This window comes from Streptomyces sp. NBC_00285 (genome assembly GCF_036174265.1).
Classification (GTDB): domain Bacteria; phylum Actinomycetota; class Actinomycetes; order Streptomycetales; family Streptomycetaceae; genus Streptomyces.
This window is the reverse complement of sequence record NZ_CP108055.1, coordinates 5189003-5202810: the sequence shown is the minus strand read 5'-3', so window position 1 is coordinate 5202810 and position 13808 is coordinate 5189003. Positions and strand designations below refer to the sequence as shown.

Genomic DNA, 13808 nt, shown 5'->3' with positions numbered 1-13808 from the left:
GTCACTGCTCCGCGTCGCGGCGGGGCGCGGAGTAGTGTGGAGGGTACCGAGGGCATTTCGTACACCGGCTTTCACGCCGGGTCGTTCTCGGCGAGAGATGAAACCCGGGTCGCCGCAGAGGCGGCCCGGAGACGGGTCCGCGTCATGTCGGCGACCTTGTATCCCACCCTCGCGCACCCCGAGCCCGTCGCAGCCCCGGCCGCGCGTCTCGCCCTGAAGACCGACGGCGCATCGCGTGGCCTCCTGGACGGTGCCTGGTGGCCCCGTTCCCGGGACCTGATGAGCGAACTACCGGCGCTGATAGGCGTGTTGGACCCGTTCTGGGGTCGTATCACCCGTATCGCCGTCAACCCGGAGCACTGGCCGATGATCCCCCGCGAGGTTCCCTTGGACAGCCATGTCGTCAAGGTCGGCTGGTTCACGGAGACCGACCCGCACGAGCTGCTGCTGCTCTCCTACCGCACCGCCCGCTGGGACCTGCTGATCATCCCGCCGGAGACCGGGGCGGAGTCCGCGGCCCGGCTGATGGCCGCCGCATCCGATGGCCACGGGCCGTCTGTGACCGCGAGCGCGCTGATCGCCGCGGACAGGGCGCGGCACGGAGTCACCTCGGCCGACGAGCCGTTGGAGCCGGACGAGGCATGGGAGTACGAGGGCGGCGCCGCCGCGGTGATCGGCGTGTGAGGAGGCCGCCACCAACGCCTTCCTCACGGCCGCCGGCTTCGTCGTCCTCATCGCGGCGACGGCCTACGTGAGCCGGCGGCCCCACATCCGGTGCGGCGCGAGCGCGACCGTCATGGTGCACCGCCCGAGAAAAAACGGACCCGAGGACCGGACGGCCGCGCGGCATGGAGCTGGTGGAGCAGGAAACCGGAGCCGGTGATCTCGATGATGCGGGTCAGGATCGGCGGCGGGTAGTGCAGTTGGAGGGTCGTTCCGGATTCGGTGGCGAGCCGGGACGCCGCGAGGAAGGCGTTGAGTCCGCGGACGTCGCAGAAGGTGACCGCTGTGAGATCGACGTCGGTGGTGCGGATGCCGTCGCACACGCATGCGGCCAGGGCGGTGTGCACGAGCGGGGCGCTGGTCAGGTCGATCTCGCCCGCGAAGGTGATCAGGGCACGGTCATCGTGGTCGTGCCGGTAGACGTTCAGCTGGGGAAGGGCCATGACTCCTCGGTTCGACGTGTCTGTCGGAGAGCGCCGCGTCGCGGGGTCGGGCCCGGTCCTCGCGGTGCTCCGTCGATACGGGGTGTGGAGCGGTCGTGATGCGCCATGGGATCGGACGGAAGGGCCGCGCCCGGCGGGCATCGTGTCCTGGAGGGGTACCGCCCACGGGCCGGGGCGGCCCGTACGTCCGGGGCGATTCGGGGACAGGAAACGCGAGAACCCCGGCCTGTCCTGTGCGGAGCTGCGGCCGGGGTCTCGGGCGGCGGGCTGTCTGTCGGTCGGGTCCGTGTGGTCAGTTCGGTGACGGGCGGGAAGAGCCTGACGGAACTCTGGGCTCATCCCGTTCCTTACGGGGGCGGGTCACCGCCACGCGCACGGTCACGCTCACGAACGTCTCCATCGTCCTCACCTCCCGGGGCCGGTCGCAGTTACCGCTTCCCGGGTCCTGTCGGTCCCGTACACCGTCCGCAGACTCGCCGCCTCCTCCATCAACCGTCTCGCGGTCGGTGCGCCCAGGAGGCCGCTCGTGGCGGACGTCAGCAAGGCGGCCGTCAGCGAGGCGGCCGGGGAGGGGAGTTCCGTTCCTCGAGAGCCGTACTGGCGCCGCCCGGAGCCGCCGGGAACCAGCGACACGCGGTGCGGGGAAGAGGAGGAGGGACGATCGGCTGCGAGTTTCGGCGGGGAGGAGGTGGTGGTCGCAGTCATGGCGCGGACCCTGCCCCGGGCCGGCCTTGGCCGACCCGGCATAGTCGATCGCCGAAAACGACACCGGCGTGGAAGCCGGTGCGCGAAATACCCTCGGTAACCTAAGAGTACTCCTCCAATGGCCGGGTAGACCGGGCGGTCGGCGGAGAACAGCCCCCGCCTCCCGGGAAGGCCACCTCCGGTCCGGCCATGTCCACCGCAATGGGAGGAAGGGCGGCCGCCCGACCCGCCACGGCACTACGCTGGATGTGCGGCAGCCCGAGCCCCCGGCCCTCTCCGTGAAGTCCCTTCCGCGCAACTGAGGCTCTGCGCAAGGAGAAAGACACCGAAGGCGGAGGAGCTGGGGCATATGGGCCCGCAGTCCGACCCGTTCGACGGGTGCCGCGTGGTCACGGTCCGCGGTGAACTGGACGTGACGACCGTGTCGGCGTTCGCACGCGATCTGGAGCACGCCCGCCACGGCACCGGCCGGCCGTTCCTGGTCGTCGACCTGAGCGGTGTGACGTTCATGGACGGCAGCGTCCTGGAACCGTTGTGCGCGGCATGGAACGACTGTCGCGGCCGGGGCGGTTGGGTGCGCGTGGTCCGCACCGGGCGGGCACTGAACCCGGTGTTCCGGGCCATGGGTCTGCTGGAGCGGTTTCCGCCGTACGCCCACGTCCAGGGCGCCTGGCGGGACGTACCCGCGGACCGCGCGGTGGCGGATCGGCCCACGTAATGTACGGCGCAGGCCGAGCGGCGACCCCACCCCGAGCGACGCGGAAGGCAAGGGACGGAGACCGGTGATCAGCGACGGCATGGCCGAGCTCCTACGGTCCCTGCGCCTGGGCGGGGTGGTCGACCCGGCGCGGGCGTGCGCAAAGGCGCTGCAAGCCGAGGGCGTCGTGCTGTCGCTGCTGGTCGGCCGGGACGCGGACGCGACGGCCGAGCCGGTCTGGTGCCATCCGGAGCTGAGCACGCGGTTCGACGAACTTCAGTTCACGCTGGGTGAGGGCCCGGGCCCTGAGGCGGTCCGCACGGGCTCGCCCGTCATGGAGCCGGATCTGGCCCGGGTGCGCCCTGACCGATGGCCCGCGCTGCTACCGGCCGCGCACGACATGGGTGTGCACGGCGTCTGCTGCTACCCGCTGGGAATCGGAGCCATCCGGGTCGGCGTACTGACCGTGCTGTGCGACGGCGACCGGCGGTTGAGCGAGCAGCAGTACAAGGACGCGACCGCCCTCACCGCCGCGCTGACCGGTGCTCTTCTGAACGGGGGACCACGAGGCGGGGACGGGATCGTGCGCGAGTTCGACATGTCCCTCGACCCGCCGCCGGGGCTGCGCCGAGCGGTCGTGCACCAGGCCACGGGAATGATCAGCGTCCAACTGGGCGTGTCCATGGAGGATGCGCTCCTGCGCCTGCGTGCTCATGCGTACAGCAGTGAGCTCCCCCTCGGCGAGATTGCGGCGGACGTGGTAGCCCGCAGGCTCCGATTCGACGACGATATGAGCGGGCCGTATTCGCCCGACGGTGGAAAGGGATGATCGGCATGGCCCGCGAACGACGTCTGGCCGAGATCTTCGTGGAGGTCGCTGACTCCCTCGTCGAGGATTTCGACGTCATCGACCTGCTGCACCGGCTGTCCGCACGGTGCGTCGAACTGCTCGACGTGGCGGCGGCCGGGATCCTGCTCGCGGACGCGCACGGCGAACTGCAGATCATCGCCGCCTCCGACGAGCACACACGTCTGCTGGAACTCTTCGCGCTCCAGCACGACCAGGGCCCGTGCGTGGAGTGCTACCGAACCGGCACCGCCCGGACGAACATCGACCTGACCGGGGCGGAGTCGGCCGACGCCTGGCCGCGTTTCGCTCCGCAGGCCCGCGAAACGGGGTACGTGGCCACGCACGCCATCCCGCTGCGCCTGCGCCACCGGGTCGTCGGCGCGCTCAACCTCTTCCAGACCACCCCGCACCACCTCGGCGACGACGACATCGCGCTCGCCCAGGCACTCGCCGACGTGGCCACCATCGCGATCCTCCAGCAGCGCACGCTGGAACGGTCACACGTGGAGAACAGCCAGCTGGAGAACGCGCTGATCAGCCGTGTCCTGGTCGAGCAGGTCAAGGGCGTCCTGGCGGAGCGCTGGGACACCTCGGTCGACGACGCCTTCGAGACGTTCCGGGCCTACGCCCGTGCCCGTCACCTGCGTCTGTCCGACCTGGCGACACAGATCATCGCGGGTGACTTCGACACCGCCGCCATCCCGGCCCCCGAGACGGCCGGGCCCGGGAACCACCACGGCTGACCGCCGTCACGCCCTCGGCGCCGCCCGGCCGGTGCGGGTGACGGGCCCGGGATGCTCGGTCAGCGCGGCGATCGGTCCGGGAAGCTCGGCGGCGATGTCGCGCGAACGCGGCCACCACGCTCCGCCGAGCACGCCGTGCCGTTCGTGGGTGGTCTCCAGCCGTACGACGGCGGTCCCGGGACGGCGTCCGAACGTCCCCCTCCTTTCACGGTGCTTCCCGTCCGGCGGCCGGGACGCGCGCGCCGGTCACTCGTGGGCTCCTGCGAGTTGGAGGTCGAGGAACGGTCCGTACGGCCCTTTCGGGGAGTAGCGTCGAGTCATCGGGAGTACTCCGTGTACCGGCCCCGGCGCCGGTGTCGTTCCCGGTGAGTGACGACACCGGGCGGCTGTGTTCGCGCAGGGGTCCGGGGACGGGTTTGCGTGATGTCCGCGACCTCCTTCCGACGGGCCCACCGCGCTGGACGCCGCGCCCGGTGGCCTCGTTCCCGGGACCTGTCGAGCGAACTCCCCGGGAGCGGTGTTCCCCACATGCCGAACCCGGCTCACCGGACCGCAGTGGGGATGTGACCGCCGTGGCCACCGCTCTGGCCGTGAGTGCCCTGCTGATCCTGGTCGTCGCCGCGACCCGGCTGATCGGCCGGCCGAGGCGCGGCAGCCGTCACGACTGATCCTCCGTCGCGGCCGCCATGAGCGGTTCCGCGGCCCGCTCGGTCGTGTCGGGCGGCACGACCAGCAGGTCCCAGCGCCCCTGGCCGGGGGCGAGCAGGACGATGGTGTCCGCGGCGGATGCCGTGAGAGTCCGGTGCAGTCGTACGACCTGGTTGGAGACGAGCATCCGGCCGGGCCCCGCGGTCCAGGTCGCCCCGTTGACCGTGACGCTGGTGATGTGGCCCCACGCGCGGGGCAATCCGGCGAGCAGCCGGGGGAGTTCGGCGAGCAGGTCGTAGGAACGGGGCCACCACGCTCCGTCGATGGGGCGGGGCATACCGCTGCGAGGTGCCAGGCGCAGGCGCAACAGCGGATGAGGGGGAAGCGGGGGCTGCAGTGCGGTCGTCATGAGGGCTCCTGCCAACTGCGGTGCGCGGATGGGTGGTCGGTGTCAGGCGCGCCGGGCCGCGAACCGGTCCCGCGTCGGCGGGCGCACCTCGTGCGCTCGGCCGAGGTGTTCGCACAGACCGATGACGGCGGCCGAGGGGTCGGGCCGGCCGACGCCGTGCCGGGCGCTGGTGGGGTGGGAGTGGTGGAGGCTGCGCCCGCTCTCGCCGAACGAGAGCAGGGCCGGTCGCCACGGGCTGGTGGCCCGGCTGTGGCCCCGGGTGCGGAACGGGCGGTCACCGATCAGGGGGCAGAGCCGGCGCATGCTCCAGGCGACATGGCGGAGCGGGGCGACGCGGACACGTCCCGCCCGCAGCAGGCTGCCGACGAGCCCGACCGCCGCGGACGGCAGGACGAAGATCACCGGCGCCACCGTGAGGTACGGGCGTTCACCACCGTCGGGCGCGGGGACCGGGCCGTCCGGCGGGAAGGGGGACGTCCCGTCGTGGGCCCGGGAGGGTGCGACCGGCGTGGAGGGGACCGGACTGGGCGGCATTGTCGCTCCTCGGCCATGCATGAGGATGGCGCGGCCGGGGTCACGGGCTGCCCCTGGGGACGGGTGGCGTGCTGCGGAAGGAACATCGTCCAACGGGCCCGAACACGAGGCGATGGTCCGGAACCTGTCCGATTTCCGCTATACGGAAAGTCCTCGTCATCCCCACCGTACTCCCGCCGGTGTGCCGACCGCGCCCGTTCGGCACACCGGCATCGCATCGACCCGGGCCGACGCCGCTCCCGGAGGCTCTCGCCGAACAGCGGCATCTCCTGTGCGAGGGCCGGCAGCGGCAGGACCCGAGGCGCGGTCCGTCGGGCTCGGTCGCGCGCTGCGGCAGTACCGGGCGATCACCCGACGACTGCTCCGCCTTCGAGCGGTGGCGGGGCGTTCGGGTCAGGAAGCGTCGCGGAGCAGATGACGGTTCGGGGACTTCGCGCGTTCCCCGTACTCGCCCAGGACGACGACGTCCACGCCTTCCGTGGTGAGGAGACCCGCCCCGTCCGCCGCCTCGACGAACGTGTCCGGCTCCCGCCAGGCCGTCACCACCCGGCGTACCCCCGCGTCCAGGATCAGGCGGGCGCAGGGGGCGGGGCGGGAGGCGCGGTGGGTGCAGGGTTCCAGGCTCGTGTACACCGTGGCCGTGGCGAGGCGGGGGTCGGCCGGGGCGATCTTCGCCAGGGCCGCCTCCTCTGCGTGCACGACCGGGTCGCCGCCCTCCCTGGAGTGGCCGCGCGCCAGTTCCGCGCCGTCGGCGCCCACCACGACCGCGCCCACGCTGAACGCCGTCTGCGAAGGCGGGCACTGGGCCGCCAGGTCGCAGGCCAGGGAGAGCCAGTGGTGGTCCGCGGCGGACGACCACAGGCCCGTGCCGGGGGCCGTGGGCTCGTAGCGCATCAGCACCACGTCCTCGATCCGACGGGTCTCCACCAGGCGCAGCCGGCCGGACTGGTAGTCGCCCGGGCCGAAGAGACGGGGGGCGTGCGGATCGCCGACGAACAAGGGGGCCAGTACCAGCTGCACCTCGTCGGCCAGGCCCTGCTGGAGCAGCTGGGTGTGGATGCGGCCGCCGCCCTCGACCATCAGGCGGTCCACTCCGCGCACCTCGTGCAGATGGGTCAGCAGGCGGCGCCAGTCCAGCGCGGGGCCCAGCGCGACCACGTCGGCCGCCAGGCCCGCCGCACGGGCCCGCTCCGCGCCCTTGTCCGTCGTGTAGACCAGCTTCTCGCCGCCCGTGTGCCAGAAGTTCGCGCCGGGGTCGAGGTCGCCCGAGCCGCTGACCGTGACCTTCAGGGGGTACGGCGGTTTCCCGGCCGCCACCCGGGCCGCCCGGCGTTCCTCGGAGTTCACCAGCAGGCGGGGGTTGTCGGCGCGGATCGTGCCCGCGCCGATCAGGATCGCGTCCACGGAGGCGCGGACCTCGTCGACGCGGTCGAAGTCGGCGGGGCTGGAGAGGAGGAGGCGGTCGGGGCCGGTGTCGTCGAGGTAGCCGTCGAGGGAGACGGCGGCGGAGAGGAGGACGTACGGGTGGGGCATCGGTGCGGTCCCTCTCACTTCACGAACGGCGGGCTTGGTTCAAGTTTGAAACAAACCTACACTGGAGGCATGACGACCCGCTGGCTCACCCCTGACGAGCAGCGCGCCTGGCGCGCGTACATCGCCGGCTCGCTCCTCCTGGAGGACACCATCGACCGGCAGCTCCAGCAGGAGGCCGGCATGCCCCACCTGTACTACTCCATCCTGGCCAACCTCTCCGAGACGCCGGAGCGGCGGCTGCGGATGACCGAGCTCGCCGAGGGGCTGAAGATCACCCGGCCTCGGCTGACCTATGCCGTCGCCCGGCTGGAGAAGGACGGGCTGGTGCGGCGCGAGAGCTGCCAGTGGGACAAGCGCGGCAGCGTCGCGGTCCTGACGGACGAGGGCATGGCGGTGCTGGAGCGGGCGGCGCCCGGGCATGTGGAGGCGGTCCGCACCTCGCTCTTCGACCGGCTCACCCCGGAGCAGGTGGGGCAGCTGGAGGACATCTTCACCAGTGTCACCGAGGGGCTGCAGGGGGACGAAGGCGCCTCCGAGGAGGTCCCGTGGCGCCGGCGGTCGTCCCCGTCCTGTTCGTGACGGGCACCACAACTCTGTTGCTTCAAATTTAAAGCATGGGGTAGGGTCTCGACTTGTAGAGCTGCTTCAAATCTGAAGCAGGTGTCTCTACGGAGCCTATGGACCGGAGTATCCGCATGACCGAGACCCCTGCCGCCACCCAGCGCTCCCGCGTCCGCGTCCCGCTCCGCTTCGGGGACGGCTACCACGTCGACGCCGAGCTGGTCACCTTCCACGGCCTGGCCGACGGGCAGGAACACCTCGCCGTCGTCCTCGGCGACCCGGGGCCCACGCCCCTGGTGCGCCTGCACTCCGAGTGCCTCACCGGCGACGTCTTCGGCTCGGCCCGCTGCGACTGCGGACCCCAGCTGCGCGAGGCGGTCGAGCGCATAGCCGAGCGCGGCGGCGTCCTGCTCTACCTCCGCCAGGAGGGGCGCGGCATCGGCCTCTACAACAAGCTCGACGCGTACGCCCTCCAGGACCAGGGCCTCGACACCTACGCCGCGAACACCGCGCTCGGCCTGCCCGAGGACGCCCGGGACTACACGGCGGCCGCCCAGATGCTCCAGGCCCTCGGGATCGACGAACTCGACCTGCTCTCCAACAACCCCGACAAGGCGGCCCAGCTGCGCGACCTCGGCATCGGCGTCCGCGACCGGGTGCCCACCGGGGTCTTCACCACCGCCCACAACGTGCGGTACCTGCGCGCGAAGGTCCTGCAGACCCACCACACGCTGCCGCTGGGCGAGTTGAGCGAGCTCAGCGTCGGATGAGGGGGGTGTAGCCCGCTACACCCCGGTTCGGGAGGGTGCTCCCTCGTGGGGGCGGTCGGCCGGCGGAATCGTGGATCACGTCGATTCCGACCGCTGATCTGGAGGCCTCCCCCGCCATGGCAACTGTCCTTTACCACCTGGGCCGTGTGTCCTTCCGTTGGCGATGGTTCGTCGCCGTGCTGTGGATCGGGGTCCTGGGAGCCGTCGGCTTCGCCTCGTCCAAGGCGTCCACCCCCGCCGACGAGGGCTTCACGATGCCCGGCATCGAGTCCCAGAAGGCGTTCGACCTGCTGGAGCAGCGCTTCCCGGGCGCGGCGGCCGACGGGGCGAGCGCACGGATCGTGTTCATCGCTCCGAACGGCGAGAAGGTCACCGCCGCCGGGAACAGGAAGGCGATCGAGACACTCGTCGAGTCCGCGGCCGACGGTTCGCAGGTCTCCTCCGCCGTCGACCCGTTCCGGGCCGGTGCCGTCAGCAAGGACGGCACGACGGCCTACGCGACCGTCTCCTTCGAGGCCAGGGCCGACGGCCTCACCGACGCGAGCAAGAAGCACCTGGAGTCGGCGATCGACGTGGCCCGGGACGCGGGCCTGCGCGTCGAGGTCGGCGGGGACGCCCTCGCCACCCAGCCCTCCGCGGGCGGCCCCGCCGAGGTGATCGGCATCGCGATCGCCGCCGTCGTCCTGCTCATCACCTTCGGCTCGATGGCCGCCGCCGGGCTGCCGCTGCTCACCGCGGTCATCGGCGTCGGCATCAGCATGACCGGCATCCTCGCGCTGTCGAAGGCCTTCAGCCTCTCCGAGAACACCGGCACCCTGGCCACCATGCTCGGCCTGGCCTGCGGCATCGACTACGCCCTGTTCGTCGTCTCCCGCTACCGCGAGGAGCGCGCCAAGGGGCACGAACCGCGAGAGGCCGCCGGTCTCGCCGTGGGGACCGCCGGGTCCGCGGTCGTCTTCGCCGGGCTCACCGTCGTCATCGCGCTCGCCGGACTGTGGGTGGTCGGCATCCCGATGCTCACCAAGATGGGCCTGGCCGCGGCCGGAGCGGTGGCCGTCTCCGTCCTGATCTGCCTGACCCTGGTCCCGGCGCTCCTCGGCTTCTGGCCGAACGCAGTCCTCTCCCGGGGCGCCCGCCGCGACTCCGAACGCCACCGCAGGAAGCAGCTCAGGACGGAGAACGGCGGCTCCCGCTGGGCGCGGATCGTCGTACGGCATCCCCTGCCCGTCCTCCTGCTCGGCGTGGTCGGCCTCGGAGCCATGGCCACCCCGGTCCTCGACCTCCAGCTCGGGATGCCGGGCGACGAGGCGAAGGCGACGTCCACGACGGAACGGCGGGCGTACGACGCCCTCGCCGCGGGGTTCGGGCCCGGTTTCAACGGGCCGCTGACCGTGGTCGTGGACGCGAAGGGGGCCCCGGACGCGAAGACCGCCGTGGCGACGGTCGCCGAGGACATCGCCGCGACCCCGGGTGTGGTCGCCGTCTCGCCCGCCCGGTTCAACCGGGCCGGCGACACCGCGGTGCTCACCGTGACGCCGTCCACCGCGCCCACCGACGAGAGGACCAAGGACCTCGTCCAGACCATCCGTGACGAACGCGCCGGTATCGAGGCCACAGCGGACGCGAGCTTCGAGGTGACCGGCAAGACCGCGCTGGACATCGACGTGGCGCAGAAGGTGCAGGACTCGCTGATCCCGTATCTCGCGGTGGTCGTCGGTCTCGCGATCGTGCTTCTGCTGCTGGTGTTCCGCTCCCTGCTGGTGCCCGTGAAGGCGGCCTTCGGCTTCCTGCTCTCGGTGCTGGCCGCGCTCGGTGCGGTGGTCGCGGTGTTCCAACAGGGCCATGGCGCCGGGCTGTTGGGGGTGGAGACCACCGGGCCGATCATGAGCATGATGCCGATCTTCCTGGTGGGCATCGTCTTCGGCCTCGCCATGGACTACGAGGTGTTCCTGGTCTCGCGGATGCGGGAGGCGTACGTCCACGGGGACGAGCCGAAGCAGGCGATCGTCTCCGGGTTCCGGCACAGCGCGCGGGTGGTGGTGGCCGCCGCGCTGATCATGATGGCGGTGTTCTCCGGGTTCATCGGCGCCGGCGAGTCGATGATCAAGATGATCGGCTTCGGGCTCGCGGTCGCGGTGCTGTTCGACGCGTTCGTGGTGCGGATGGCGATCGTGCCGGCGGTTCTCGCCCTGCTCGGCCACAGGGCCTGGGCCCTGCCCAGATGGCTCGACCGGCTGCTGCCGGACATCGACGTCGAGGGCGAGAAGCTCACCGGGCGCCACACCGCCGCGGTCCCGGCCGCCGTGCCCGAAGAGCCCGCGCTCAGCCGCTGACCCCCTGAACCGGTGGCCGCCTCACCCCCCCCCGGAGGCGGCCACCTCTCGTTTCCCTCACGTACGGCAGACAGGACACCCTCATGCCCTCCCACGCCCGCCTCCTGGTCACCGGCCTCCTCGTCGCCTGCGGCACCCTGGCCGTCACCGTCGGCGTCACCCACTTCGACGGCGACTCCCCGGCACCCCCGGGAAAGGGCCCGTACGTCGCCCTCGGGGACTCCTACACCGCCGGGCCGAAGATCCCGGACCAGAACGGCGACCCGGCCGGCTGCGACCGGTCCGACCGCAACTACCCCTCCCTCGTCGCCGTCGGCCTCGGCCTCAAGGGCGCCGACTTCAAGGACGTCAGCTGCAGCGGGGCCACCATCGCCGACCTGGCCGGGAAACAGTCCACCGAGGACGGCACCAACCCCGCCCAGCTGAAGGCCCTCTCGCACGGCACCCGCCTGGTCACCCTCGGGATCGGCGGCAACGACATCGGGTTCGCCCGGACGATCGAACGGTGCGTGGGCATGGGGGCGCTGTACGCGCTCACGAGCGGTTTCGCGCCCGAGGACGCACCCTGCGCCCGCAGGTACGGCGACGGCGTACAGGACAGGACCGAGGCCGCCGGCGCCAAGCTCGCCGGGGCGCTCGGCGAGATCCGGCGGCGCGCCCCCGAGGCACGGGTCTACGTCGTCGGCTACCCGGCGATCCTGCCGTCGGACGCCGACCGGTGCGGCCGCGAGATGTCCCTCGCACCCGGTGACGTGACCTTCCTGCGGGAACAGGAACAGCGGCTCAACGCGGAGCTGCGCAAGCGTGCAGAGGCCGCCGGAGCGGCGTACGTCGACACGTACACGCCCTCCGAGGGCCGCGACGCCTGCTCGGCGCAGGGCACGCGGTGGATAGAGCCGCTGGTCCCGAAGAGCCCCGCGGCCGCCGTGCACCCCAACGCGCGCGGTGAGCGGGGGATGGCCGAGGCGGTACTGCGTAGGACGCGGTCGGCGCTGTGAGCGCCGGACCTCATCGGGGCGTGTGCGCCAGATACGTCAGGACCGCCAGCACCCGGCGGTGGCCGCTGTCGCTCGGCGGCAGGTCCAGCTTGAGGAGGACGTTGCCGATGTGCTTGCTGACCGCGCGCTCGGTGACGACGAGGGTCGAGGCGATGGTCGTGTTGTCGTGGCCCTCGGCCATCAGCTTCAGCACCTCGCGCTCGCGCGGGGTCAAGGAGTCGAGGGGGGTGTCGCGGCGCCGGGTGAGGAGCTCGGTGACGACCTCCGGGTCCAGGGCGGTACCGCCGGCCGCGATCCGCTCCAGCGCGTCGAGGAACTCGTCGACCCGGCCGACCCGGTCCTTGAGCAGGTAGCCGATCCCGCTGGTGCCACCGCCGAGCAGCTCGGCGGCGTACGACTCCTCGACGTACTGCGAGAGGACCAGGACCGGCAGCCCGGGGATCTTCTCGCGTGCTTCCAGCGCCGCCCGCAGTCCCTCGTCGCGGAATCCGGGAGGCATCCGCACGTCCAGCACGGCCACGTCGGGCCGGTGCTCCAGCAGGGCGGGCATGATCTCGGGGCCGGTGCCCACGACGGCCACGACCTCGTGTCCGGAGGACGACAGCAACAGGACGAGGCCCTCTCGCAGAAGGGCGTTGTCCTCGGCGATCACCACACGCACGGCAGCTCCACATCGATCACAGTCGGACCTCCGACCGGGCTGTTCACTTCCAGTGTCCCGTCGAGGGCGGCGACCCTGCGCCGCATCCCCAGCAGTCCCGATCCCTGCGACTCGTCGGCACCGCCCCGGCCCTCGTCCCGGACCCGCACGGTCAGGCCGCGCCGCGTCCGCGTGAGGTGCACCTCGGCCCGGTTCGCCCCGCTGTACTTGGCGACGTTGGTCAGCGACTCGGCCACCACGAAGTACGCCGCCGCCTCCACCGCCGCGGGCGCCCGGGTGCCGTCGGCCAGGCCGCCGTCCTCCACGCGCACCGCGAGCCCGCTGCTCGACGCCAGGGCCCGCACCGCGCCGACGAGACCTCGGTCGGTGAGGATCGGCGGATGGATGCCGCGCACAACCTGCCGCAGCTCCGTCAGCGCCTGCTCGGCCTGGTCCTGGGCGTCGTCCAGCAGTGTGCGGGCGGCGTCGGGGTCACGGTCGTAGGCCCGCTTGGCGAGCCCGATCCGCATCGACAGCGCCACCAGGTTGGCCTGGGCGCCGTCGTGCAGATCCCGCTCGATACGGCGCAGTTCGGCCTCGTGGGCGGCGATGGCGTCGGCCCGGGTCTCCTTCAGCTCCTCGACCCGCCGGGCCAGCCTGGCCTTCGGGGAGGGCATGAGCAGCAGGGCCGACCAGCGCGCCTCGGTGTCCGCGAGCCTCACGATCAGCGGCAGGACGACCGGGCTGCGGCGCAGCGCCCCGGCCCACACGCCGTCGACCACCAGGCCGACGGGCCACAGGGGGAGGGCGAGGGCGAGGAGGGCGCCGTAGAGGTAGTAGCAGACCATCCAGCGGACGTCGGTGAGCGTGCTGGGGTCCTTCACGGAGATCCGCAGCCGCTCGCGCAGGGTGCCGGTGATCGGCGTGTACGCCTCGGGGATGTCCTTGCCCGTCCACAGGGCGGTCAGGCTGCGCTTGGCTCCGGCGATCCGCCGGATCAGCAGCACCGCCTCGGGCAGCAGCCAGCAGCCGACGACCGCGACCGTGCCGATGCCGGCGATCAGCAGCACGGTGATGAAGATGTAGATGCCGAAGCACATCGCCGCGGCGACGATGAGATGCACGGTCGCCATCCCCGACCGCTGCACTGTCTTCCACATGCGGCTCACGCTAGATGATCCGCCCCGGTCGCACGGTGTAGCCCGCTACACCATCTGCCCG

The 13808-nt window shown here is 72.0% G+C and carries 15 protein-coding genes and 1 pseudogene; 8 read left to right on the top strand and 8 right to left on the bottom strand.

The window, feature by feature from the left end; genetic code table 11:
• Positions 1-36: 36 nt before the first annotated feature.
• Positions 37-684, top strand: coding sequence for a DUF5994 family protein (locus tag OHT57_RS23915; RefSeq protein ID WP_328748540.1), 648 nt, complete (start codon positions 37-39; stop codon positions 682-684).
• 110 nt (positions 685-794) lie between these two features.
• Here OHT57_RS23915 and OHT57_RS23910 read toward each other — a convergent pair whose 3' ends face one another.
• Together OHT57_RS23910 and OHT57_RS23905 are read right to left on the bottom strand one after the other, a co-directional pair.
• Positions 795-1166: an STAS domain-containing protein gene (locus OHT57_RS23910; RefSeq protein WP_328748539.1), complete on the bottom strand. Its 372-nt coding sequence runs from the start codon at positions 1164-1166 to the stop codon at positions 795-797.
• Between the two features lie 405 nt (positions 1167-1571).
• Entirely contained in the window at positions 1572-1871 is a 300-nt protein-coding gene (locus tag OHT57_RS23905) for a hypothetical protein (RefSeq protein ID WP_328748538.1), read from the bottom strand.
• 349 nt (positions 1872-2220) lie between these two features.
• Here OHT57_RS23905 and OHT57_RS23900 point away from each other — a divergent pair, with 349 nt between their 5' ends.
• From OHT57_RS23900 to OHT57_RS23890, 3 genes are all read left to right on the top strand, one after another.
• Positions 2221-2589, top strand: coding sequence for an STAS domain-containing protein (locus OHT57_RS23900; RefSeq protein WP_328748537.1), 369 nt, complete (start codon positions 2221-2223; stop codon positions 2587-2589).
• 64 nt (positions 2590-2653) lie between these two features.
• Positions 2654-3397, top strand: a complete 744-nt coding sequence (locus tag OHT57_RS23895) for a GAF and ANTAR domain-containing protein (RefSeq protein WP_328748536.1) — start codon at positions 2654-2656, stop codon at positions 3395-3397.
• A complete protein-coding gene (locus OHT57_RS23890) occupies positions 3394-4161 on the top strand; it encodes a GAF and ANTAR domain-containing protein (protein WP_328748535.1) in 768 nt (255 codons plus the stop codon). The genes OHT57_RS23895 and OHT57_RS23890 overlap by 4 nt, the downstream gene beginning before the upstream one ends.
• A 27-nt stretch (positions 4162-4188) precedes the next feature.
• Here OHT57_RS23890 and OHT57_RS23885 read toward each other — a convergent pair.
• The 4 genes and pseudogenes from OHT57_RS23885 to OHT57_RS23870 all read right to left on the bottom strand — a co-directional run.
• A pseudogene (locus OHT57_RS23885) lies at positions 4189-4344 on the bottom strand (DUF5994 family protein); the annotation flags it as partial.
• A gap of 475 nt (positions 4345-4819) precedes the next feature.
• Complete coding sequence (locus tag OHT57_RS23880) at positions 4820-5218, bottom strand: DUF5994 family protein (RefSeq protein WP_328748534.1); 399 nt, start codon at positions 5216-5218, stop codon at positions 4820-4822.
• Positions 5219-5260: 42 nt separating this feature from the next.
• Positions 5261-5752 (bottom strand): hypothetical protein, encoded by a 492-nt coding sequence (locus tag OHT57_RS23875; RefSeq protein WP_328748533.1) that lies wholly within the window; start codon positions 5750-5752, stop codon positions 5261-5263.
• A 393-nt stretch (positions 5753-6145) separates the two neighbouring features.
• The gene (locus tag OHT57_RS23870; protein ID WP_328748532.1) at positions 6146-7285 is read right to left on the bottom strand and encodes a dihydrofolate reductase family protein; all 1140 of its coding nucleotides are present in this window, start codon (positions 7283-7285) and stop codon (positions 6146-6148) included.
• Positions 7286-7354: 69 nt separating this feature from the next.
• Between OHT57_RS23870 and OHT57_RS23865 the strand changes: the two genes are divergently transcribed.
• The 4 genes from OHT57_RS23865 to OHT57_RS23850 all read left to right on the top strand — a co-directional run bounded on the left by OHT57_RS23865 (position 7355) and on the right by OHT57_RS23850 (position 11947).
• Positions 7355-7864, top strand: coding sequence for a MarR family winged helix-turn-helix transcriptional regulator (locus OHT57_RS23865; RefSeq protein ID WP_328748531.1), 510 nt, complete (start codon positions 7355-7357; stop codon positions 7862-7864).
• 116 nt (positions 7865-7980) lie between these two features.
• Entirely contained in the window at positions 7981-8616 is a 636-nt protein-coding gene (locus tag OHT57_RS23860) for a GTP cyclohydrolase II (RefSeq protein WP_328748530.1), read from the top strand.
• 116 nt (positions 8617-8732) lie between these two features.
• Entirely contained in the window at positions 8733-10949 is a 2217-nt protein-coding gene (locus OHT57_RS23855; RefSeq protein WP_328748528.1) for an MMPL family transporter, read from the top strand.
• Positions 10950-11032: 83 nt separating this feature from the next.
• Positions 11033-11947: an SGNH/GDSL hydrolase family protein gene (locus OHT57_RS23850; protein ID WP_328748527.1), complete on the top strand. Its 915-nt coding sequence runs from the start codon at positions 11033-11035 to the stop codon at positions 11945-11947.
• A 10-nt stretch (positions 11948-11957) separates the two neighbouring features.
• Here OHT57_RS23850 and OHT57_RS23845 read toward each other — a convergent pair whose 3' ends face one another.
• Together OHT57_RS23845 and OHT57_RS23840 are read right to left on the bottom strand one after the other, a co-directional pair.
• Positions 11958-12608 carry a response regulator transcription factor gene (locus tag OHT57_RS23845; protein WP_328748526.1) on the bottom strand — a complete coding sequence of 217 codons (651 nt, stop codon included), beginning with the start codon at positions 12606-12608 and terminating at the stop codon, positions 11958-11960.
• Positions 12596-13747: a sensor histidine kinase gene (locus OHT57_RS23840; protein ID WP_328748525.1), complete on the bottom strand. Its 1152-nt coding sequence runs from the start codon at positions 13745-13747 to the stop codon at positions 12596-12598. The genes OHT57_RS23845 and OHT57_RS23840 overlap by 13 nt, the downstream gene beginning before the upstream one ends.
• Positions 13748-13808 lie beyond the last annotated feature (61 nt).

Bases quoted from the DNA above. Each gene is read 5' to 3' on its own strand.
- OHT57_RS23910 (WP_328748539.1), bottom strand. From the start codon at position 1,166: ATGGCCCTTCCCCAGCTGAACGTCTACCGGCACGACCACGATGACCGT.
- OHT57_RS23905 (WP_328748538.1), bottom strand. From the start codon at position 1,871: ATGACTGCGACCACCACCTCCTCCCCGCCGAAACTCGCAGCCGATCGT.
- OHT57_RS23900 (WP_328748537.1), top strand. From the start codon at position 2,221: ATGGGCCCGCAGTCCGACCCGTTCGACGGGTGCCGCGTGGTCACGGTC.
- OHT57_RS23890 (WP_328748535.1), top strand. From the start codon at position 3,394: ATGATCGGCATGGCCCGCGAACGACGTCTGGCCGAGATCTTCGTGGAG.
- OHT57_RS23880 (WP_328748534.1), bottom strand. From the start codon at position 5,218: ATGACGACCGCACTGCAGCCCCCGCTTCCCCCTCATCCGCTGTTGCGC.
- OHT57_RS23875 (WP_328748533.1), bottom strand. From the start codon at position 5,752: ATGCCGCCCAGTCCGGTCCCCTCCACGCCGGTCGCACCCTCCCGGGCC.
- OHT57_RS23870 (WP_328748532.1), bottom strand. From the start codon at position 7,285: ATGCCCCACCCGTACGTCCTCCTCTCCGCCGCCGTCTCCCTCGACGGC.
- OHT57_RS23865 (WP_328748531.1), top strand. From the start codon at position 7,355: ATGACGACCCGCTGGCTCACCCCTGACGAGCAGCGCGCCTGGCGCGCG.
- OHT57_RS23860 (WP_328748530.1), top strand. From the start codon at position 7,981: ATGACCGAGACCCCTGCCGCCACCCAGCGCTCCCGCGTCCGCGTCCCG.
- OHT57_RS23855 (WP_328748528.1), top strand. From the start codon at position 8,733: ATGGCAACTGTCCTTTACCACCTGGGCCGTGTGTCCTTCCGTTGGCGA.
- OHT57_RS23850 (WP_328748527.1), top strand. From the start codon at position 11,033: ATGCCCTCCCACGCCCGCCTCCTGGTCACCGGCCTCCTCGTCGCCTGC.
- OHT57_RS23840 (WP_328748525.1), bottom strand. From the start codon at position 13,747: ATGTGGAAGACAGTGCAGCGGTCGGGGATGGCGACCGTGCATCTCATC.